Genomic DNA, 21,400 nt, shown 5'->3' with positions numbered 1-21,400 from the left:
TCCAGGCTTGGCGGAGGGAGCCGCGGCATTCGCAAGCGGCGCCCTTCGACATAGGCGTCAGCGAAGACTATCCAGCATTTGAAACGGATCGGCTCCGCCCGTATCGCTTGGCTGATGCGTCAATCGGCTGATAGGCAGCACGATCTCGCACACCATGCCCTCAGCGTTCCAGTGCTGCGTGACAGAGCCGCCCAGCTGTCCACGCAGAGTGGCCTGGATCACGCGCGTGCCAAACCCGCGCCGTGTCGGCGCTTCGACGAGTAAGGGGCCACCTTTTTCGGTCCAGTACAATCGCAGCATGCCATCGTCATCGGCACGACGTCCGGCCTGCCATCGCAGTTCCACGCGACCGCCTGGCTGACTCAGCGCGCCATGCTTGGCCGCATTGGTGACCAGCTCATGTATCACCATCGCAATTGGCTGGACCGCTGTAGGAGCCAGTGGGACCGCCGGTCCATCCAAGGAGATCAGGACCTCCTTGTCGCTGCTCACCGGGGTATAGGGCGCCAGTTCACGCTCCAGCACGGCGCGCAGATCGGCCCCGGACCATCCCTCCTGCGCGAGCAGTGAGTGTACCCGCGCCAGGGATGCCACCCGGGCCTCGATAGAAGCGGCGAAGGCCTTGGGCTCACCTACCGGCGTCAGCCGCAGCACCGATTGCACGACAGCCAGCGTGTTCTTGGCGCGATGATCAACCTCACGTGCCAGCAAGACACGTCTGATTTCTTCGGCCTTCCGTGCCGAGATATCGCGCATGATCCCAGTGAAGAAGCGCCTGCCTTCTCCATCGCGCCATTCCGCGATGGCAAGGTCGAGCGGCAGAACAGAACCGTCCTTGTGTTGCCCTATGACCTCGCGGCCAACTCCGATGATCTTGTGCTCACCGGTTTTCTGGTAATGAGCCAGGTACCCGTCGTGCTGAAAGGCGTCAGACTTCCGCATCAGCATGGAGACATTCAGCCCGACTGCTTCTCCCGCCGTGTAGCCAAAGATCCTCTCCGCAGCATTGTTGAAGGACAGGATCATGCCCTTCTCGTCGATGACCACGATGGCATCCACAGCGGTTTCGACCACGGCGCGGAGACGGGCTTCACTCGCAGCAAGGGCGGCTGTCCGGCTGCGCAGGGCATGGTCCGCCCTTGTTATAGCCTCCCGCAGCATCTCGAATTCGGTAACGGCTGAGCGCGGTACGGCGGCAAGCGAGGTTCTCTTGCCATCCGCGACTTCAGAGGCTTTGAGCGTCAGTGCCTGGAGCGGCTGCCGGAAGCGGCGCTCAAAGACGAGTGCAACAGCCAGGGCGAGCGCCAAGGCCCCCGCCCCCCCTACCCCCAGAGCCAGCATCGGCCTTTGCCAACTGGCATTATAACGGGCAATTGGCTCGGCGACCGCGACCGACCATCCTGCAGCGCTGGCCAAATGATGAAAGGCAAGGATCACCTCCTGCCCATCGGATGTACGTCCACGGGTAAGACCCGAAGCATGTTCCGCCGCCGCCTTGATGTACCACTCGCTGGCCTCTAGCCCTGCGAGTTCCGCAGTATCTATGGAGCGGGCGACGATTACGCCCTGCCCATCAACGATGGAAGCAAAAGCGCCACCCTCTAATTGCTGGGTTGCCAACAAGGCAGCGAGGCGCTGCGGCAGGATAGGAGTGGCGAGGGCAGCCACGACCTGGCCTTCACGCACAGCAGGAACAATCACCGCAGCCATAAGCGCGCCGCTCAGGGCGCCCCGGTTCAGGTTGCCCACGACAGACTTCCCCGTCCTGAAGACCTTCTGTGCCGCCTCAGTCGAATTGACCATGGGCAAGGGTCGACCGGCCGGCAGGCTGGTGTTGAACCGCTGACGGAGATCGGGAGCAATGGCGATGATGGGGGAGCGGAGAACCAATGCCGTCCGCCCAGCCTGCTGCCGCAAGGCCCGTTCATCACCATCAGCGCTGTCCAACGATGGCGAGGCAGCCAGCGCCGCCAAGGCCGCCTTATGGGCTTCAAACTCACGGTCGAGGGCGATGGCAAGAGCCCGAGAGGTATCCAGCAGATTGGCCTCGGAAGCATGCAGCCGACCTGTGACAGCCTGCCAGGCAGCAACCCCGCCAACGCCGAGCGCCGGAATGAGGGCCACAGCTATCAGCGTGAGAAAATGTAAACGGAGGCCAAATGTCCGACTGGATAGGGGGGTAAAAATAAGCCGGAGGGGCATCTCAGCCTCTGCCGTTGCCGTAGAACGTCTGCTCAGGAAGCACCCTGCTCCTCCTTAACCCTCCCGCTCACGCATCCTAACATGGGCGAGGGTGGCAGAATTAAGCAGAAACGCAACTATAAGTTGTAATCACCTCGCCTTGAGGATTCAATGCATACCGTGCGGGTCCCCAGCCTGCTGTAATCTCGCTGCAATCAGCGCCACTTCAATGCCCCTTCACAGGTTGGCACCTGCAAGACGCTGGTCAGCTGACGCATCGGCAGCCCTGCCCGGCCTTGCTGGATAGAGATCCCGTTTAATGGGCGAACAGCATTTCGCACCCCCCGGCGCGCGGCGGCGTTGAGCGCCTGCACCCGGCGCTTCCAGGCCTCGCGCCAGCCGGTGCTGGGCGTGGGCGCCTGGCGCTCCTCCTGCCGCGCCTGGACGGCTTCCGGTGCCGGCAGCACCGCCTCCAGCAGCTCCAGCACCACGACCCCGTGCTGGGCATCGTAGCGGTGCTCCAGGTATCCGGCGGCGCGCAGCTCATGATAGGCATACTGCACCGCCCGGCGCGTGTAACCGAGCTGGGTGGCAAGCGAAACCGTCAGGGTGACAAGACGCCCGGCCTGGTCGGCCAGCGAACGCACCAGCAGCAGCGTCGCCAGCGCGCAACCGCGCAGGTGGGTTACCGGATCCAGGCTCAACGCCGGCACATAGCGGCCCGTCGAGAGCGGCTCACGGGGCGTGCTGCGCGGCCGCGGCGCCTGCGGCTCCCGGCGGGCATCCCAGCTTGCATGCAGCGCGTAGAGCGCTGGCAGGGTGTCAGCTATGTCCAGGCCGCCGGCGAGGTACTCCTCAGCCAGGCGCTTCTGGTGCAGCTCGCGCGGTGTGCCGGCCACCAAGCCGGCCACGCGCGTCATCAGGTCAGGCATGGCTTCTGCCAGCCCGCAGGACACAGATTCCCCGCACCGCAAGAGGCTTGCGATTTCGAAGGCACGCGACTAGCCTGGGGTTCTCACACGCGCCGGGCTAGTCTCGGTATCGGAGGGGTCGGTTCTGCTTCGGCGGGGCCGGCCCTTTTCTGTTTCCGGCCGGCGGGATTGCGCGGCTGGGGAGAATGATTCCAGCCGCGCCCGAGTATGACAAGCTAATAATTTCAACGGTTTAGTAGTTACAACGGTTTAACCGTGTATGGTTCGAACCTTGGTTGAATGGTTACAACCATGGTTGCAAGTAACCATGGTTCATTCATCACACGCCCATCTTGTCCAGGTACTGGCGGATGGCCTCGTCCAGCAGGGCCTGCTTCTTCTGCCGCGTCTTGTAAGCCAGAGTCCGCAGCCGCTCGCTATCCGTAGCGAGGATGCGGATGGTCAGGCCCTCGCGCACCGGGGTGCCGGATGGCGTGACGGCAGGCTCGGGCTTCGGCGGGGCCACTGTAGTCGGGAGATCGCTCTTCCGGGCCAGCAGCGATGCGTCGATCTTAGCGGGCGGTGAGGCCATAGCGTTTCCTCCGCGCAAGGCGGTCTGCAAGGTAGGTCCAGAGTTCAGTGATCTCGGCGGCGCTGGCAGATTTGATGTCGAGTTCTCCGGCCGTCCGGCCATCTGTCATCGAGGCGGCAAAGTCTACCCGGTGGTGGATCTCGACCGGCGCCAGGGGGCCGTGCTGGCTGAGGGCCTTGATAGTCTCGGACTTGATCTTGGTCCGGCTGATGGCCTGGTTGACCACGAACACCATCGGCTTCCCGGCTTCCTCCACGATGTCCACCGTAGCGCCCACGGCCCGCAGATCGTTGGGTGAAGGCCGGGCCGGGATCAGCACCAGATCCGCCAAGGCAACTGTGCTGGCGATGCTCTCGGTGATGGCGGGCGGGGTATCGACGATGCAGAGGGGAACCCCACCCTCTGCCAGCTTCTTCAGGGTAGCCTCCAACCCCTCCGGCAGAACCTTGACCAGAGCCGGAGTATCGGGGGCCCGTACCCGGAACCAGCCGGACAAGCCTGCCTGGGGGTCTGTGTCGATGACGGCGACAGGAGAGACGCCCTGCCGCTCGGCCTCGACGGCCAGATGGGAGGTGAGGGTAGTTTTCCCCGCACCGCCCTTCTGGCTGGCCACTACGATTGTCTGCACCACCGCACCTTTTGGTTACATGGTGCTAAGGTTGTAATCATGGTTCGTGGGTGAGTCCATCTCACAAATTTGGTTGTATGGTTACAAAGTTACATGGTTGATTGCTTGTAATCATGGTTGCATGGTTTATTTGTGCGGAGGCTTAAGTCTTTAATCGAGATGCGTCATCACCGCCTTCAGATACCTGGCCATATACAGGCATTTTTTATAGGCATGTTGGAGCCAAGCCCGGTGGTTGAGGCCCCTCCAATCCAACCCCACCCCGTACTTCGCTATCCTGAGCCGGGACCACGCCCTCTAGGTCGGCCTGCACTGCAGCGACGATGGGATCAGCCGCCGGCCCTGGCCGCCGCACCGTGCCGGCTGCGTCGGCCGCCCAAGGGGCGAGGGAGCATCATCACCGCCACGAACAACGTGGGCGCTGCGCTTGGCCGCAATCAGGTAGAATACGGCCGATATGCAGAGCCGCACTGTCGTGAACCAAGGCAACAGCCTGTCCAGCGTCTATGCTGGCAGTAAGTCAGCGGCTGGATCAGGCATGTGCCGCAGGGCAGGGGATCGATCAGCCCGTGACGGTGACATGGGATGAGCTGCTCCGCCGCTTCGGTGCTCCCAGCCAGGACCTTGTCGCCTTCCAGGCCGCCTTCGCGGGCGCCCTGCGGATGGTCTATGCGGCGGACCCCACGATCACGCTGGCGGCCGACGAGGAGGGTGTCACCCTGGGCCACGCCGCGACGGCGCGGGAGGCGGAGGTCAGGCATCCTGCTGCGGGAGGCCCCCGGGGCTTGCCCGATCCAGTCAGTCTTCGGCCGCACCTGACCGGGTTGCCGGGCGTGGTCTGGCTGCGGCGTGGACGCGGCGATGAGCCCCTGGTGATTGGCGTGACGCCTGGTGCCCGGCTGGAGCCGGAGCGGCTTGTCCTGGTGCTGCTGGAACCGCTCATCCTGCAGGCCAGCGGAGAGATGCCGCAGAAGGAGTTCGAGGCGGTGTCGGCCTGGGTGGTGGCGAACCGCGACCTCATCGACTTTGTCTGGGAGGGGAAGGTGCGCAGCTTCGAGGACGTCACGAGCCGGATCCGCAAGCTCGCGGTTTCGGACTGGCGGCAGAACTGAGTGGTGTGCCCATCAGCGGCGTCTGGCGCTGATCCGAGAAGCGGTGCGGGAATGGTGGCCTGAAGCCCCTGGAGACCCCGGGGCGGACAAGGCGCCGGGTGGCCGGGCGGCTGGACCATGCTGGTCATGCACAAGGCCGCGGAAGATGCAACCGCGGAGAAAGGCCGCTCAGGGGCGTACGGGAACGCTGGACGGGCAGATAGCGCGGCTGAATTACCCCTGAGCCTCCACATCACCGGAAAGGCCGCCTGCTTCATCCCCAGGACAGACCCCATCCAGGCGCTAACCCAGAAAAGGGGAAATACCAGACACTGGTGGTCGTCAGGCTGGAGAGGGTGCCCATGCTGAGGGGCGGGTCGGCATCCTCGCCAAGGGGCTCTCAGAGTGTCTCCGGAGGTGTCCCCACCCTGTCTCCACCCCCTAGTGGTGACACCTCTGCCAATAGATAATTCAATTATTTAGCAAGAGGCAGTGGAAGGGTGGGGACACTTTCGCCACCACCTGACCCTCGCGCGCGCGGAGTGTCCCCACCCTGGTCCTGAATAGGGACAGGGGCGGGACAGCAGCCTGCTGGGTCGGCTGGACGGCTGGTTGGGGAAAGCCGACATGGCGACCCGGCAGTTCTCCGACGCCAAGCGGGAGCAGCGGCGGGTGGCGACGAAGGCGTGGTGGGAGAAGCATCGGGCCGGCGCCCAGACAGAGGGGGTAGCCCCAGTGCGTGTTCCTGACGACCAGGCTCGGTCTTGCCTGGCGGGCCGGACTGGCGCCGGATATCGCGCCTGAATTACCCCGTGCAAGGCGCACAGGGACACCGGCTTACCGGCGTAACGCCAAGGGGCTACGCGCCTGTCGTATGAACGAGACTGGCTGCCGGGGAACCGCGCGAGCCCCTGAAACTCACCGACCTGCGCCACCGGTAACAGGATGAGGGACAATCAAGGCCCGCATGATGCGCCATGTCATGCACTTGTATGGCGGGAGAAGAGAGGAATGCCGAGAGCCCTGCCGCGGCAGCACATTGAAATGTGGCTCCCTGCCGCAGCCTCCAAATCACGCACGATAACGACAGTTATCATGCGCAATAGGGCCGGGCGAGGGCTCGGCTTCCAACCCACGTCTGACGGTGTGTGAAATCACTGGAGCTAGAGGGTGTTACGCACTGGCGGCGAGTTCTGCGGCGCGCCTGAGCAAGAGGATGGTGAAGGCGACGAGGTGCAGGCCCGCCAGCGTTTCGGGCAGTCGCTCGTAATCGCGTGCCAAGCGCCGGAAACGGGCGAACCAGCCGAAGGAACGCTCGACGACCCACCTCCTGGGCAGGAGCACGAAGCCGCGCTTGGCCTCAGGTAATTTGACCACTTCAAGGGTGATGCCGTGGTCGGCCGCGGCCTGGGCGGGCCGCTCGCCGGTATAGCCCTGATCGACATAAGCCAGATCCACGCTCTCGCCGGTCGCGTCCTGGACAGCTTCGGCCAGAGTGGAGACAGCCGAGCGATCATCGGCATTGGCGGGGGTGACTTGGAGCGCCAGCAGGTGGCCGAGCGTATCGACGGCCAGGTGCAGTTTGGAGCCCCTGACGCGCTTGTGGCCGTCCCAGGCCGCTCTGCTACCACTCTCAGGCGTCGAGCGCAGGGTGCGGCTGTCCAACACGGCGGCCGAGGGTTCCTCCGTGCGACCTTGGGCCAGCCGCAGCATCGCCCTGAGGTCCTGGGCCAGCATCTCGAAGCAGCCTACCCGCAGCCAGCGCTGCGCTTGGTCGTAGACCGCGTGCCAGGGCGGGAGGTCGTTCGGCATTGCCCGCCAGGCCACGCCGTAGCGCACCAGATACCGCAGGCCGTTGAACACTTCCCGCAACGGGTGTTCGCGCTGCCCAGCATCCTCGGGCAGCAGCGTCAGGTAAGGCGCGACCAGCGCCCACTCCTCATCAGACACATCGGACGGGTACGGCTTGCGAGAGGACATTCATCCCAAACGAGGGCACCCGCAGGTCCGTAACACCCTCTAGGTAGGGGAGGGGCTATCCCGACCCAAGGCCACTATTCGACAGGTTGCGAACCGGGTGCCCTGCGCCGTCAACAAACCCGCTGTCCAAGGTACTGCCCCTCCCTTCCGCACCTTCGGTCAGCCGAAGCAGCCGACCGCGAAGTCGATGAAGCTGCGGAGCTTCGGCGTCACCCTCCGGTTCGCGGCATACAGCAGGTGCAGCGGGCGCGACGGCGTCGAGCTGCAGCGCTCCACCCTCACCGATTGGGTCGGCCAGTCGGCAGCGCTGTTGCAGCCCCTGGTGAACGCCCTGGGGCGGCAGTCATGGCCGGGGCCGTGCTGCATGCCGACGACACGCCGGTGCCCGTGCTGGCGCCGGGGACGGGCAAAACCAGGACCGGCAGGCTCTGGGCCTATCTCCGCGACGAACGCCCACACGGCAGCAAGGTCGCCCCCGCCGTGCTCTTGCGTCACATCCGCATCCCGCGTCTCCGCCGCAGCCCGAGCCGCTCCTGCTCGGCCTGGCGCTGCCGCTCCTGCGCCCTCTCGCGGGCCTGTTCCCGCTCCTCATGCGCGCCCCGCCCCAGCCGCTCGGCCGCCAGCGCCCGCGCCACCCCGGCCAGCCCCTCGCGCGGGCGCTCCGCCTCGGGCAGGCCGCGCCCCGCCTCCGCCCGCCGCAGCGCCTCCGGCACCCCGTCGTAGCCCAGCCGCGCCTCGGCGGCCCGGGCAAACGCCCGCAGCTCCGCCGCCACCGCCGGCCGCGCCACCACCGCCTGCGCCCAGGCCTCGGCCACCGCCGCCTGCGCGCGCGCGACGCGCCGCCAGCTCTCGTCCCCTGGCTGCGCCAGACCGCCGCCCCGCTCCCGCGCCGCCTCGACCGCCCGCACCGCGGCCCAGGCCGCGGGCGACAGGCCCGGCACCGCCACCGCGTCGCGCCGTCGCTGCCGCTCCACCGCCTCCGCATGCGCCCGCCCGGCCCGCTCCCGGTCCTCCGCCTCGCCCCGCAGCCCCCAGGCCAGCCCCTTCGCCCCACGCACCGCGCGCGCCCGCTCCGCCTTCGCCGCGCTCGTGGCGAACCACCCCTCGCGTCCGCGCAGCGCGCCGAGGCTCTCCGGCCCCTCCTGGTCCAGCACCGCCGCCGCGCGCCGCAGGTCGCCGCCCGCGCGTGCGATCAGGGCATGAAGCCGTCGCCCGGCCTCGTCGGGGTCGCGGTAGGCGTCCCACAGGTCCCGTGCCCGCTCGGCCGCGCGCTGCTGCACCCGCGGGTCGCGCGCGGCCACCGCGGCGAGATCCGCGGCCGTGGTGCCCCGGCCGAGACTGTCCCGGCCCCGCGGGTCGCAGACGGCCGGCAGCAGCGGCGCGGGCGCGGTCTCCGCCGCCCGCGTCGGTGACGCGCGCTCCGGCTCCGCTTCCGGCCGCCGCGGATCGAACCCGCGCCGCTCGGCGAAGGCCGCGACGTGCTCCGGCCCCGCGTAGTCCAGCGTCGTGTCCTTCGCCCGCTCCCGGCCCAGCGTCCGCGTCAGCCCCTCGCGGCTGCCCAGCTCCTCGACGCTCCAGTGCAGCGCCACCCCCTCCCGGTGCCGCGTCAGCGCGACATAGGCCGCGTGCCGGTCCATGTGGCTGCTGGCCAGCACGTGCGCCCGGTCCACGGTGACGCCCTGCGCCTTGTGGATCGTCGCCGCATAGCCGTGGTCCACGTGCCCGTAGTCGCGCAGGGTGAAGGTCACCGTCGCGCCCCGCCCGGCGCCCTCCGGTCCGCCAGACCCGCTGGGTCCGTCCAGCGCCACCGTCAGCCGCGCGCCCCCGGCCTCCACCGCCCGCACCGTCCCCAGGCTGCCGTTCTTCACCGCGACGCCGCCCGCGCCGCCCGGCCCGGCGCCCAGCGCCCGCTCGTTGCGCAGGAACATCAGCCGGTCCCCGGCGGCGAAGGCCCGGACGCCGCGCTCCGTCGCGACCTGGTGCTCCGCGCCCAGCTCGCCCGCCGCCCGCAGCCGCGCGCACGCGAGGTCGTTCAGCGCCGCCACGTCCGCCCGCGTGGTGGCCAGGATCACCTGGCTCCGCTGTGGACTCTCCCGACGCGCGGCGTCCCAGCCCGCCACCAGCGCCGCCCGCGCCGCCGCCTGCGTCGCATGCGCCTGCACCATCCCAGCCCGCTCGTAACGCGCCAGCGCCGCCTCGGTCCGCGCCGTCGCCAGCTCCCGCGTGGCGTCCCGCTGCCAGTCCTCCCGCTGCCGCCGCACCGCGGCGATCTCCGCCGCCCCGTGCCGCTCGGCCAAGGCCCGGAACGCCGCCCCGGCCTCGATCGCCTGGAGCTGCTCCGGGTCGCCCACCAGCACCACCTTGGCGCCGGCCGCGCGGGCGTGGGTCAGCACCCGCTCCATCTGCCGCGAGCCCACCATCCCGGCCTCGTCCACCACCAGCACGTCGCGGCTGGTCAGCCGGTCCGCCTCGCGCCCCTCGCGCCAGCCCCATTCCAGGCTCGCCAGCGTCCGGCTCTGGATGCCCGACCCGGCCTCCAGCCCCTCGGCCGCGATGCCGGACAGCGCCGCCCCGCGAACCCGGTAGCCCCGCGCCTCCCAGGCCGCGCGCGCGACCCCCAGCATCGCCGACTTGCCGGTGCCGGCGTAGCCCACCACCAGCGCCAGGTCGCGCCCCGCCGTGACGTGCCGCAGCGCGTCGCGCTGCGCCTCGCCGAGCCGCCGCCCGCGCACCGCGGCCGAGCGCGCGGCGCGCTCCGCCTCGGCCGGCCCGACCCGGTGTGCAGAGGAACGGGCGAGCACCTCTGCCGCGTCCTCCATGCGCTGCTCTGTCGCGAGCATCTCGCGCGTGCTGAACCGCTCCCGCCCGCGGCCATCTACGCCAAGGCGAACCAGCTCCGACGACGCTTCCACCTTCGCCAGCACGGCCGCGAACTGCTCGGCGCCGTTCGTGTGCCGCGACACGAACCGCGCCAGCGCGTGCCGGGTGAACGTCGAGTGCTGCCGCGTCAGCGCATCCAGCGCGACGGCAGGGTCCGCCGCGATCCGCTCGCCGTTCCGCCGCGCGATCGCGTCGTGCTCGGCCCGCCGCTCGGCCTCCTCGCCCCGCTCGGCCCGGCGCTGCCCGGCCGGCCCCACCTTGTGCTGCGGCTCCAGCGCGATGCCTTGCGCGGCCAGGGCGCGATGGTCAATGCGCGCGTCGTGCCCCAGCTCGTGCAGGTGCTGGTTGGCGATCTCCGCCCACCGCTCGCGCCATCCCACCAGGAGCGCCCGGTCGTTCCAGGCGCGCTCCTTCGGCCCGAACCCGGCTTCGCTCTCCCGTCCCTCCGGCCCGCGCCCCGGCTCGATCCGCCGCATCGTCAGCAGGACATGCGCGTGCGGCTGCGCCTCGCCATCCGCGCTCACCGCCCAATGCACGTTGAGGTCGGCCACCATGCCGCGGCTGACGAACTGCTCGGCCACGAAGTCCCGCGCCAGCGCGACCGCCTCGGCCCGCGACAGCTCCCGCGGCAGTGCGATCTCCACATCCCGCGCGAGCTGGCTGTTCTTCTGCCGCTCCCCGGCTTCCACCTCGTTCCACAGGGTCGCCCGGTCGTGCCAGCGTTCCGGCGCTCCCTCGGGCAACAGGATCTCCGAGTGCACCACCCCCGCCTTGGCCCGGAAGTCGTGATCGCGGTCCAGGCGGTCGTCATGGAGGCGTTCGGCCGCCCGGTAGGCCGCCGCCGCCACCACGCTGCGGCCCGCCGCGCGCCCGATCACCTTGGCCGAGAAGTGATAGATCGCCACGCGCCCGCCGCCCTCCTCCGCCCAGGGGTTTTCCAACGGGAAACCTGGCACGGTCCCGCGCACGCCGCAACGCGGCGTATAAGCGCGCACTTCTCTGCCCCTCCGCTGCGCTCCGGTGGGCCGTGACGGGCGGCACAGCCCCTGGTAGGGTCACGCTTCGTTCTTCCGTGTTGTGGTGAGAGACTGCCAATGGCCCGCAAGCCCCGTGACTTCGATGCCGAGCTGCAAGCCCTCATGGAGCGGGCCAGGAAGCTCAAAAACCAGAAGACGGTGCAGCTCGGCGAGCTGGTCCAGGTCACCGGCGCCGACGCCCTCCCCGTCGAGGCCCTGGCCGGTGCCCTGCTCGCCGCCGTCGAGCAATCGAAGAAGCAGCCCGAAGCCGTCGCGAGGTGGACCGAACGCGGCGCGGCCTTCTTTCGCGGCGACGCCAAGCGAGGCAAAGGAGCCAAGGGGGCCGGAGCCGGCGAGCCTGCGAGCGGCGCTGGATCGGCTGGCCCGGGCACGCCGGCGGCTGGTGGTGGCGCGTAACCGGATCGAGGCCGCCCGCGCCCGCACCGACACCCGCGACTGGGCGAAGGCGCGCCGCGAGCGCACCCGCCACCTGATCGAGCTGGGCGGCCTCGTCGCCAAGGCCGGGCTGGTGGAGCTGACCGACGACGACCGCGCCACGATGCTCGGCGCCCTGCTGGACCTCGCCGGGCAGCTCCGGGGTGCCGGCGACGACGCCCCCGACCACCTCCGCGCCCGCTGGCGCCGGCTCGGCCTGCGTGCCTTCGCCGCCGACCGCGAGGCCGCCGCGGCGGCTGGCATCATCGGGCCGGAGGAAGGGGGCACGGCCGGGGAGCAACCGGCGTGAAGGCCGCCCTGCTCGCGGCGCTGGACGGCATCGCCTTCACCTGGCGCCTCGGCGCATCTCTCGTCTCGGCCGCCATTGCCGGCGTCGTCGGCCTGTTCGGCGGCTTCGTTGTCTTCGCCCTCCTCGGCCTGCTCGTGCCGAAGGAGTACGGCAACCTGGTCTGGAACGGCGGCATCCTCCTGAGCGGCGTTGCCGGTGCCGCCCTCGGCTTCCTCGGCCGCTTCCTCCGCCCGCCCCAACCGCCCGACGTGATGGGCTCGGCTGCCTGGGCCAGCCCGCACCAGGTCGCCGCCGCGCTGGCATCCCCGGCCCGCGCCGCCGATCCCGCGGCGCTGCTCGTCGGCCGCGGCGACGGCCGGCGCGGCGTGCTGCTGCGCTACACCGGCCCGGCCCACCTCCTCACCCTCGCCCCCACCCGCTCCGGCAAGGGCGTCGGCACCGTGCTGCCCAACCTGCTGCTCGCCGACCGGCCCATCCTCTGCGTCGATCCCAAGGGCGAGAACGCCCGCATCGCCGCCCGCGCACGCCGCCGCTTCGGTCCGGTCTTCGTCCTCGACCCCTTCGGCGCCGCCGGCCAGCCCGCGGCCGGCTACGACCCGGCCGCGGTGCTCGACCCGCGCTCCCCCGATCTCGCCGACGACGCCGCGACGCTGGCCGATGCCCTGGTCTTCGATCCGCCCGGCCAGGTCACCGAGGCCCACTGGAACGAGGAGGCCAAGGCGCTGATCGCCGGCCTGCTGCTGCACCTCGCCTGCCGCGGCGAACCGGGCCGCAAAGGGCTGCCGGAGCTGCGCCGCCTGGAAACCTCGAAGTACCTGCCGCTGCATGACCATTGGGAGCGTGATGGTCGCGTCCGGTCGTGACGCGACCCTGCTGATGGAACTGGATGATGGGCTTGGCGCCGCTGGCGCCGCTCTTTGTGGAGCTGCCGGGCTATCCAGGCGCAGGTCGGCTGCTGAGCCAGGCGAGGCGGGTGAAGTTGTACGCCAGGTTGGCCATGCCGATCTTCACCTGGGCCCGAGCCATGCCGATGGTGCGCACGAACAGCGCCATGCGGTGCTTTTGCGCGGCAAAGACATGCTCGATGCCGGAGCGGATCCGGGCGCGTGACGCATTGGCCTTCGCCTGCAGCTCAGAGAGTTGGCGCCGAGGTGGCCGGCGGAACAGGATGCGCTCGCTCAGACCGCGGCGCTCCAGGACTTCCAGGTTGCGTTTCGTGCGGTAGGCGGTGTCGGCCCAGACACGACTGGCGGTGTTCCCGGGATCGAGCAGGCCAGCAAAGCTGCGGCTGTCGTGCTGGGCGGCATCGGTCACCGTCCAGCGGCGGATCAGCCCGTGCCGCCGGTCGATGCCGATGTGGCTCTTGTAGCCAAAGACCGGCACCGCGATCTGGATGGCCTGGCGCTGATTGCCTTCGGGTTTGGGCTTGGCCTTCCCACGCTTGAGGGTCCAACGAGCATCTCGATCCTTCTGTGCCCGCTTGGCGCGAGACCAATCCGTAGGCGTGCCGCCCTGCCGGATTGTGGCCTTCTCCTCGACGGTGAGCTTCTGGCGCGGCGCGGCGATGATCGTGGCGTCGATGATCTGCCCGCCCATGGCCAGATAACCCTTGGCCGTCAGCACCTCGTCGAAGCGGCGGAACAGGCCCTCAATGGCGCCCGCCTGTTTGAGCTGCTCGCGACAGAGCCAGATCGTCTTGGCGTCCGGCACCGCCTGGTGCAGGCCCAGGCCCACGAAGCGCATGAAAGACAGCCGGTCCCGCAATTGGAACTCCGCCTGCTCGTCGGAGAGGCTATAGAGCGCCTGCAGCACCAGGATGCGGAACATCAGCACCGCGTCATAGGGCGGGCGCCCACCACGGCTGCGGTCCGACCGCCTCAGCGCCGCATCCAGCACCGGGCGGAAGATCTCGAAATCGACCACCGCCGAGAGCCGCTCCAGTGGATCGCCAGCCGCCGACAAGGCCGCATAGCGCTCATCCACATCGAAGAAGCCAGGCTGATACGCCATTCCCGCCGCCTCCGCTGACCAGCGTCAGTGAATCAGGTCGACGCCTCAGCCGCGAGGTTTTTCGAAGTGTCCAACTGGCTCCGGTCCCTTGCGATCATCCATCTTGCTCGCAGGCCGCAGTGGAATGCGGCCGAGTTGGACGAATTGCGCGAGGTATTTAAGGAGCTGCGGCGGATCGGGAACAACGTCAACCAGATCGCGCGGGCACTCAACGTCGCGGTCCATAAAGGGGAGTATCCCCCCAACCAGGGCCTACAGGCTCGCGAGGCAGCCGAGGCAGTGCGGGATGAAATGCTACGTGTCGTGGCGATGATGACCGGCAACTTTGATTATTGGGGTCTGCCCCTCGATGAGCGCCCGACACCTAAGCCCGAGGCGGTAGAACTGGCCGACGCCCAGGCGCGCGCGGCCGAGGCGAAGCGCCGAAGGCGGCCACGGCGCCGGCCTGCGCGGTTTGCGGACAGGGAGAGTTGAGGGCCAGGAAGAACACCAGGTCTTGCACGGTGCAAGCCTGCCTTTTCTTTGTTCCTTGCCGCTTATACCGATTGGAAGGCGCTGCGGATGTCGTAGCATGTCATGCTTGCACGGTGCGCGGCCTCCACACCTTCGTCGCTGTCCTCGAAGACCGCGCAATCGGACGGCGCCACGCCTGGGTGCCTTGCGGAGCATCACCCGGCGCAGATTTCTCCCATCAGCGCGAAGTGTGGCGGCGAGCGAGCGGTGCGGTGGACGGCGACACCGGGTGCATTCGGTCCGGATTGCGCACGCCCTGACCGGAAGCGGCTCCGACCCGCGCGGGTCGTGTCTCAGCTTGAAACCTGATTGCGTCGCTGCCCCGCCCTTCTCCTCATTCCCCGGCTGGCCCTTTGCCTCTCTGTTTGCCGCCACCACCAGGCGCGATGAGGGCCTGGTGGTGGAGCTTTCTCGGCCTGATGAGCGAATGGATCAGGCGGCGAAGGCGTCGCGGTGCTCGGCGATGCCGTATTCGAGGTAGTGGACGAGCGGGTTCATCCCGGCCTCGGCCACATCGGGGTTGTGCGCGAGGTAGGCTTCCCCGTCAAAGGCGGCGCTCGGATCGCGGCCCTCCCCAGCACCGAACTGCAGGTAATGCTCGAGCGGGTTCACCTGCGCGGTCGCCACGTCGGTGTTATGGGCGAGATACCAGTCGGTGTCGAAGAAAGCGTTGGGATCGCGCCCCTCCTGCCAGCCGCTGGTCATGAAGTGCTGCGTCGGATCGACACCCTCACGGGCGACGTCGGCGTAAGTCGAGAAATAGAACAAAGCGTCCACGAGCGGGTTCTGCGGTCCCGTGTCATGCGGCATCGCTTGCGGCGCTGCACGGTGCTCCACTTCGCCGTAGTGCAGGTAGTGCTCGAGCGGGTTCATTCCTGCTCTAGCGACGTCGTCGTTCGCCGTGAGGTAGGCCGCGCCGTCGAAGGAGAAGCTGGCCGCGCGTCCTTCCTGCCAGCCGGACGTCATGTAGTGCTCGAGGGCGTTGACGCCCGCGGCCAGCACGTCGGGGTTCTGGTTCAGGTAGAACGACATGTCGAAGAAGGCGTTCGGGTCGCGCCCCTCGGCCGCACCGAACTGGAGGAAGTGCTGGTACGCGTCCGCCCCGGCGGCCGCGACGTCGGGGTTGTGCTCCAGGTAGAAGGAGACGTCGAACAGCGCGTTGGCAGCCGACCACTCGTGGTGCGGCGCAACGGGCGTCTCCGGCGTGGTCGGTGCTTCGGCTTCGGGGAGGGTGATAGGGACGAAGTTGGGGTCGGCAACCTGCGCTCCGATGAGCTTCGTCCCCGCGGCGGTGCCGTCGGTGATCCAGATCTCCTCGCGCGCGGTCTCGAGCTCCCGGGCGATGAAGAGTGTCCGGCCGTCGGCGAGGACCCGGGCGTTGACATCGTCGCCTGGGGGATTGTCTGCGCTCGCCTCCATGAGCAGGACGCGGTCGGTGCCGTCGACCAGCCACACGGTGGTCGGCCCCGTGGAGCCCTCCTGCTCGATGTGGAGGGCTTTGCCGTCGCCGACCGGGACGTAGGAGGAGGCGGGGGCGCCGGTCCATCCGTCCTCGACGCGGAGCGTGCCAGCCTCGGTGCCGTCCGTGACCCAGAGGAGGTTGGCGTCCGCGCCTCCCGCGCGGATCAGGGTCTGCCCGGCACCGAGGTTGGTGAAGGTCAGGCCGCTGAAACTGGTCCCGGCAGGGAAATCCAGGAGATGCCTCGCGGAGGCGTCGGCCCCTTCCACGATCCACAGGGCAGGCGGAACGCTGCCATCCGCCGTCCCCGCGACCGGCACGATGACGTCACCCTCCTCGGTCCGGACCATGTCGTGCGTCCTGTAGGCGGCGCGGCCGTCGTCCCAGGGCACGTCGAGCAGGTGCGTCCCCTCGGCAGTGCCATCCGTCACCCAGTACTGGCCGCCCTGGCCCTTGGCGTCGAACTCGACGCGGTAGAGGGCCTGCCCCTCACCGAGCGCCACGGCACGGTTGTCCTGGTTGGCGGTGAAGTAGGGGAAGGCGTCCAGGATCTCCTTCGTGCCCTCAGCGGTGCCGTCGGTCACCCAAAGGCCGGGATGGCCATCAGCCCCGAGCGCGACGAAGGTGGCCTTGCCATTCGGCAGGGAAACCAAGTCCCTCGGCTGGTTACCCCCGGCGCCCGGGACGAGGTCGAGGACCATCCTGGTGCCGTCCGGCGTGCCGTCGGTGACCCAAAGCTCCCAGCCGTGCTCGCCGTCGTTCGCGGTGAACAGGACCCGGCCGTCCGACAGGGTCTTGAGCCCCTGCGGAAACTCGCTCGGAAACGTCCCGTTGCTCGGCATCCCGCCCGGGTGGATGTCCTTCAGCAGCACCGTGCCTTCGGTGGTGCCGTCCGTGACCCAGAGCTCGACGCCGTGTTCAGCGTCGGTGCCGGTAAAGAGCACGCGCCCGCCGACCGTCTGGACGAGGCCCGCAGCCGAGATGCCCTTCACAAGGCTGCGTTCGCCCGTGTCCACGTCGAGCAGCCAGATGCCGCGCTGCGGCGCGCCCTCGCCGAAGCCTGTGTACAGATAGGTGTTCGAAGCGACCATCGACCGTCCACTCGTTTCCTCGCCCGCCCCCGGAATGACGCGCGCACCTTTTCTATTCGGGCCTCCGCAGCCCGCTGCAGGTTCACCAACGCCGCCCGGACCGTGAGCGCTAGCGGCACGCCGGGATCGGCGAGTTTATCCCCGCGGCACGAACCGGTCCTCCTCTACCGACAGGAAGAAGAGCGTCTCCCGGCAGCACGCGCCGTGTCGAAGGGTTTGGAAACCCCGGGCGCCGCGAACGCGCCAGTTGCGGACCTGGCAACCACGAACTGTCTTGAATATGCGTCAACAAACTGTCAATATAAATTAGACGATAATCATGTTGTGCGACGCGGCTTTGCGACCTGACCACGACTGCGCAGCCATGGCTCCAGAGCGATTCGCTTTTTGTAGCAAAGGGATGCGGGCTTCTACCTAGCGCATGCCACCTCTGGAAGGCCTGTTTTGCTGACCGAAACGTGACCTTGCCTTTCAGATGACCTGAGTACGAGCCAAGCATCCTCACTGGGCCAACACGTGGGCGGGACTGTTTCGGAAGCGTCAAAGCTCAAGGAACTGGCAGGAAGCAAACGGCGCCTCCAGCCCCGTTGCACTACTCACAGGGCAGCAAAGCTCGCGCCTAAATAATGAACATATCGAGACCGATCGGCGCATTTCGCAAAAAATGCGTCTGCGGAAGAATTTTCATTGACCGTCATTCGCCTTTTTGAGAGAGAATCTCTGAAGGAAATTCGCGCATAGGTTTAGGAATCATCATGCGCTGACGCCGTTCCCCTCTCCCAGTCGGCCCTGTCCGCTCTGACCAGCTCTGCCCTGCCCTCGGGTGGGCGCCCCTTTTCACGTCCAGAAGGTGTCGCAAATGCGCGCGCCAAGGAAAATCGTGCATGACCCTCAGCGGCGTCTACGTCGGAAACGACGATCAGGCCTTCACCGACTACACGACTTACATGGGGGGCACGGCACCCCAGCTGGTCTACGCGTCACTGGGCATGGCCCATTGGTCTAACGCCATCGCCGACGTCAACTTCGTGAAGAACCTCTGGGCGAACCGCCCCGCGGAAACAGACATCTTCTGGTCGGTGCCTCTGACTGTCTGGGAGGACGCGACGACCACCTGGAACGACGCCACCAAACAGTGGAACCCGCCCACCAACTCGGACGGCGCGGCGACCCTGGCCGAGGCGGCGAACCATGAGTTCGATGGCTACTACTACCAGATGGCCCAGGCCATCCTGCTGGCCCAGCCCGGAGAGACCACGATCCACATCCGGACCGGCTGGGAGTTCAACTACTCCCCGCTGACCCCCGAAGGTGACATGAAAGAAGGTGGCTTCCCCTGGAAGGTGACCACGGCCGAGGATGCTGCCAACTTCAAGCTGGCATTCATCAACTTCGTCCAAGCGTTCAAGCAGGCCGCCATCGACGCCCAACGGGGAGACGTGTTCAAGTTCGAGTGGAACGTCATGGAGGGGTGGGCCGACTCCCGCCTGCCTAATCCCGAAGACGCGTTTCCCGGCGCAGAGTACGTCGACGTCATCGGCATGGACTTCTACTGGAAGCAAAACCACGGCTCGGACGCGGCTGCGGCCTTCGCGGCGATGTCCGAGGCCAAGATGAGGGACGACGACCCCACGCAGTGGGCGCACTACAACCTCGCCTGGAACAAGTACATGGGCGAGAAGTACGGAGTGCCCGTAGGCTTCTCCGAGTGGGGTGTGCCGCAGGACCGACCGCTGACGCAGGACCAGATCGAGAAGGGGCAGATCCGGGTCGCCGACGCCTCCGCCTACATCGAGGGCGTTCTGGACTGGTTCCAGAGCGCCAATAACGGCGCCGGTGCCGAGTACCAGATCTACTGGAACTCTGACGATGACTACCAAGGCGCCATGGACATGGTAGGCCCCCTGGATGTGACCTCCCAGGCATACAAGAACGCCTTCGACGACACCCCCGACACCGAAGTTCCGCCTGTGGAGGGGCCACCGGTGAGCGGAGAGCCGACTAACCCGGTGATGGGCAACAGCAGCCTCGCGGGCGAGCACCTGGTTGGCACCTCCGGCAACGACATGCTGGACGGGCTCGGCGGCGGCGACACCCTGGAGGGCGGCGCAGGCGACGACACCTACCAGGTGCGCAATGCGGCCGATGTGGCGCTCGAGGCCGCCAACGGCGGTATCGACACGGTCCGCGCCGGGATGAGCTGGACGCTCGGCGCCAACATCGAGAACCTCGTCCTGACCGGCACGGAAGCGGCCAGCGGCACGGGCAACGACCTGGCCAACCGCCTGGACGGCAACGAGGCGTCGAACACGTTGGACGGTATGGGCGGCAACGACTGGCTGACCGGCGGCGACGGCGACGACACCTTCGTCATCCGCAAGGGCGAGGGGAACGACACGGTCACCGACTTCCATCCCGGAGCGGCCTCCGGCGAGCTGATCCGGCTCGACGGCTTCTCCTTCACGGACGGTGCCGCCGTCCTCGCCGCTGCCACACAGCAGGGCGAAGACGTCGTAATTGCCCTCGGTGACGGTCAGACCCTGACACTGAAGGGCATCCAGCTTTCTGCCCTCACCGCCAGCGACTTTGACCTGGTCAACATTCCTCCGCCCGGCGGCGTACCCGGCTCCGACCTGGCGCCGCTCAGCGGCGAGGGTGAGGTCTGGCGAGACGGGACCGCCGCTGCCGAGACCGTTAACGGCACGGCCAACAACGACGTGATCAACGGCCAGGGCGGCGGCGATACCCTGGTTGGCGGCGCAGGCGACGACCACTACTACCTCAATCCGGGCGACACCGTCGTCGAGGCCGCAAACGGGGGGATCGACACCGTCTATACCTGGGAGGACGGCCGCTTTCTCGCTGCGAACGTCGAGAACCTGGTGCTGACCGGCACCGGATGGACCTCGGGGACCGGCAACGGCCTGAACAACCGCATCGACGGCAACGACGCGCCGAACCTGATCGACGGCAAGGGCGGCAACGACGTCCTGACCGGCAACGGCGGCTCCGACACCTTCGTCATCGCGCGCGGCCAGGGCAACGACCTCATCACCGACTTCCAGGCGGGTGCCGGGGGCGACGTCATCCGGCTCGACGGCTTCTCCTTCGCCAACTTCGCCGCCGTGAAAGCCGCCGCCACGCAGGTCGGGAGCAACGTCTCCATCGCGCTCGGCAACGGGCAGACCCTGACGCTGCTCGGGCAGACGGTGGGGGCCCTGACCTCGGAGAACGTCGTCATCAGCCCGGCGGTCGAGCATATCACCTACGCGGTGCCGACCTCTGCCGCGGCGACACCCACTTCGAATGCGACCGTGAATGGGACGGCCGCAGGCGGCGAGACGCTGGTCGGGACCAAGAATTCCAACAACATCGCCCTGGACAACGCGATGAAGGGCAACGGCGGCGGTGACACGCTGATCGGCGGCGGCGGCGGCGACACCTATTATGTCGTCCACGCCAATGACCGGGTGATCGAGAGGGCGTTCGAGGGCATCTACGGCAACCCCGGCGTGGACCAGGTGATCACTGGCCTGACCTCTTACAAGCTGGGTGACAACGTGGAGAACCTCGTCTTCACGGGCTCGGCCAACCATGTGGGCACGGGCAACCGCTTCGACAACAACCTTGTGGGCGGGACCGGAGCCGATACCCTGAACGGCAAGCGGGGCTTCGACTTCCTCACCGGCGGCGCGGGCAACGACACCTTCGTCCTCGAGAAGGGGATGGGCCACGATACCGTCACCGACTTCTCCTCCGGCGACGTGGTCCGGCTCGAGAACTTCGGCCTGCATGACTTCAACACGGCCATCCTGCGTGCCTACCAGAGCGGCGCGGACGTGATCTTCAACCTCGACGGCGGCGACGGCCTGACGCTGAAGAACGTGCAACTCTCCAACCTGCACGCGTCCGACTTCGCCTTCGTGGAGGGCACCTCGCCCCTGTCCTCCGCGATCATCAAGGAGAACTCCGGCCTGTCCTCCTTCGGCAGCCTGCCGACCACCCACATCGACGATGGCACGCCCGGCGTGCAGGAGACGCGCGTCGGCACCGACGGCAACGACATCTTCTATCACGCCGGCGGCGACACGGTGCAGGGCGGCGCGGGCGACGACTGGTACTACATCGACAGCCAGGGCGGCCTGCTGGTGGAGTACAGTGGCCCCGCCTACGGCAATGACACGGTGCTGATGGAGAGCGGCTCCACCTACTACCTGCACCCCAATGTCGAGAGCCTCATCATGATCGGCACGGCGGCGATGAACGTCGAGGCGGTCACCTCCGATCTGGGCCAGCGCCTGAT

General features: G+C 68.0%; 14 protein-coding genes and 2 pseudogenes. 7 read left to right on the top strand and 9 right to left on the bottom strand.

The annotated features are described in order from the left end of the window. Positions 1-57 precede the first annotated feature (57 nt). The 4 genes from CR162_RS18650 to CR162_RS18635 form a co-directional block, all read right to left on the bottom strand. The gene (locus CR162_RS18650; RefSeq protein WP_099097031.1) at positions 58-2,202 is read right to left on the bottom strand and encodes a sensor histidine kinase; all 2,145 of its coding nucleotides are present in this window, start codon (positions 2,200-2,202) and stop codon (positions 58-60) included. Between the two features lie 194 nt (positions 2,203-2,396). After that, positions 2,397-3,113: a hypothetical protein gene (locus CR162_RS18645; protein WP_099097030.1), complete on the bottom strand. Its 717-nt coding sequence runs from the start codon at positions 3,111-3,113 to the stop codon at positions 2,397-2,399. 319 nt (positions 3,114-3,432) lie between these two features. Next, positions 3,433-3,684, bottom strand: a complete 252-nt coding sequence (locus CR162_RS18640; protein ID WP_099097029.1) for a hypothetical protein — start codon at positions 3,682-3,684, stop codon at positions 3,433-3,435. After that, the gene (locus CR162_RS18635; RefSeq protein WP_176559921.1) at positions 3,665-4,297 is read right to left on the bottom strand and encodes a ParA family protein; all 633 of its coding nucleotides are present in this window, start codon (positions 4,295-4,297) and stop codon (positions 3,665-3,667) included. The genes CR162_RS18640 and CR162_RS18635 overlap by 20 nt, the downstream gene beginning before the upstream one ends. 584 nt (positions 4,298-4,881) lie before the next feature. Between CR162_RS18635 and CR162_RS18630 the strand changes: the two genes are divergently transcribed. Further along, positions 4,882-5,424: a hypothetical protein gene (locus CR162_RS18630; protein ID WP_141563231.1), complete on the top strand. Its 543-nt coding sequence runs from the start codon at positions 4,882-4,884 to the stop codon at positions 5,422-5,424. Between the two features lie 1,152 nt (positions 5,425-6,576). Here the strand turns inward: CR162_RS18630 and CR162_RS18625 are convergent. Both CR162_RS18625 and CR162_RS23340 read right to left on the bottom strand, forming a co-directional pair. After that, complete coding sequence (locus tag CR162_RS18625) at positions 6,577-7,383, bottom strand: IS5 family transposase (protein WP_099097026.1); 807 nt, start codon at positions 7,381-7,383, stop codon at positions 6,577-6,579. Positions 7,384-7,542: 159 nt separating this feature from the next. Then, a complete protein-coding gene (locus tag CR162_RS23340) occupies positions 7,543-7,749 on the bottom strand; it encodes a hypothetical protein (RefSeq protein WP_218014934.1) in 207 nt (68 codons plus the stop codon). Here CR162_RS23340 and CR162_RS23335 point away from each other — a divergent pair. Continuing rightward, a pseudogene (locus CR162_RS23335) lies at positions 7,729-7,806 on the top strand (hypothetical protein); the annotation flags it as partial. The gene CR162_RS23340 and the pseudogene CR162_RS23335 overlap by 21 nt on opposite strands. Before the next feature lie 68 nt (positions 7,807-7,874). On the opposite strand, the gene traA reads toward CR162_RS23335, so the two are convergent. Further along, positions 7,875-11,168 carry a Ti-type conjugative transfer relaxase TraA gene (gene traA / locus CR162_RS18610; RefSeq protein WP_218014931.1) on the bottom strand — a complete coding sequence of 1,098 codons (3,294 nt, stop codon included), beginning with the start codon at positions 11,166-11,168 and terminating at the stop codon, positions 7,875-7,877. A 189-nt stretch (positions 11,169-11,357) separates the two neighbouring features. On the opposite strand from traA, the gene CR162_RS18605 reads away from it, so the two are divergent. The 3 genes from CR162_RS18605 to CR162_RS18595 are packed head-to-tail and all read left to right on the top strand — an operon-like array spanning position 11,358 to position 12,887. Further along, the gene (locus CR162_RS18605) at positions 11,358-11,696 is read left to right on the top strand and encodes a conjugal transfer protein TraD (RefSeq protein WP_099097025.1); all 339 of its coding nucleotides are present in this window, start codon (positions 11,358-11,360) and stop codon (positions 11,694-11,696) included. A gap of 4 nt (positions 11,697-11,700) precedes the next feature. Continuing rightward, entirely contained in the window at positions 11,701-12,024 is a 324-nt protein-coding gene (locus CR162_RS18600; RefSeq protein WP_099097045.1) for a conjugal transfer protein TraD, read from the top strand. Continuing rightward, positions 12,021-12,887, top strand: coding sequence for a type IV secretory system conjugative DNA transfer family protein (locus CR162_RS18595; protein ID WP_245870487.1), 867 nt, complete (start codon positions 12,021-12,023; stop codon positions 12,885-12,887). The genes CR162_RS18600 and CR162_RS18595 overlap by 4 nt, the downstream gene beginning before the upstream one ends. Positions 12,888-12,957: 70 nt before the next feature. On the opposite strand, the gene CR162_RS18590 is transcribed toward CR162_RS18595, so the two are convergent. Beyond that, positions 12,958-14,034 carry an IS5 family transposase gene (locus CR162_RS18590; RefSeq protein WP_099097024.1) on the bottom strand — a complete coding sequence of 359 codons (1,077 nt, stop codon included), beginning with the start codon at positions 14,032-14,034 and terminating at the stop codon, positions 12,958-12,960. Between the two features lie 27 nt (positions 14,035-14,061). On the opposite strand from CR162_RS18590, the gene mobC reads away from it, so the two are divergent. Then, a complete protein-coding gene (gene mobC, locus CR162_RS18585) occupies positions 14,062-14,508 on the top strand; it encodes a plasmid mobilization relaxosome protein MobC (RefSeq protein WP_099097023.1) in 447 nt (148 codons plus the stop codon). Between the two features lie 471 nt (positions 14,509-14,979). Here the strand turns inward: mobC and CR162_RS18575 are convergent, their stop codons facing one another. After that, on the bottom strand, positions 14,980-17,097 hold the full coding sequence (locus tag CR162_RS18575) for an ELWxxDGT repeat protein (protein ID WP_099097021.1): 2,118 nt from the start codon (positions 17,095-17,097) through the stop codon (positions 14,980-14,982). 884 nt (positions 17,098-17,981) lie between these two features. On the opposite strand from CR162_RS18575, the pseudogene CR162_RS22520 reads away from it, so the two are divergent. Further along, positions 17,982-21,400, top strand: a pseudogene (locus CR162_RS22520) (calcium-binding protein); the annotation flags it as partial.

Origin of the sequence: Teichococcus rhizosphaerae (assembly GCF_002631185.1) — a bacterium.
GTDB classification, from domain to species: domain Bacteria; phylum Pseudomonadota; class Alphaproteobacteria; order Acetobacterales; family Acetobacteraceae; genus Pseudoroseomonas; species Pseudoroseomonas rhizosphaerae.
This window is presented reverse-complemented; position numbering and strand designations above follow the sequence as displayed.

Excerpts from the sequence above, each read along its gene's own strand:
- CR162_RS18650 (WP_099097031.1), bottom strand. The coding sequence starts at position 2,202 with ATGCCCCTCCGGCTTATTTTTACCCCCCTATCCAGTCGGACATTTGGC.
- CR162_RS18645 (WP_099097030.1), bottom strand. The coding sequence starts at position 3,113 with ATGCCTGACCTGATGACGCGCGTGGCCGGCTTGGTGGCCGGCACACCG.
- CR162_RS18640 (WP_099097029.1), bottom strand. The coding sequence starts at position 3,684 with ATGGCCTCACCGCCCGCTAAGATCGACGCATCGCTGCTGGCCCGGAAG.
- CR162_RS18625 (WP_099097026.1), bottom strand. The coding sequence starts at position 7,383 with ATGTCCTCTCGCAAGCCGTACCCGTCCGATGTGTCTGATGAGGAGTGG.
- CR162_RS23340 (WP_218014934.1), bottom strand. The coding sequence starts at position 7,749 with ATGCAGCACGGCCCCGGCCATGACTGCCGCCCCAGGGCGTTCACCAGG.
- CR162_RS18605 (WP_099097025.1), top strand. The coding sequence starts at position 11,358 with ATGGCCCGCAAGCCCCGTGACTTCGATGCCGAGCTGCAAGCCCTCATG.
- CR162_RS18590 (WP_099097024.1), bottom strand. The coding sequence starts at position 14,034 with ATGGCGTATCAGCCTGGCTTCTTCGATGTGGATGAGCGCTATGCGGCC.
- CR162_RS18575 (WP_099097021.1), bottom strand. The coding sequence starts at position 17,097 with ATGGTCGCTTCGAACACCTATCTGTACACAGGCTTCGGCGAGGGCGCG.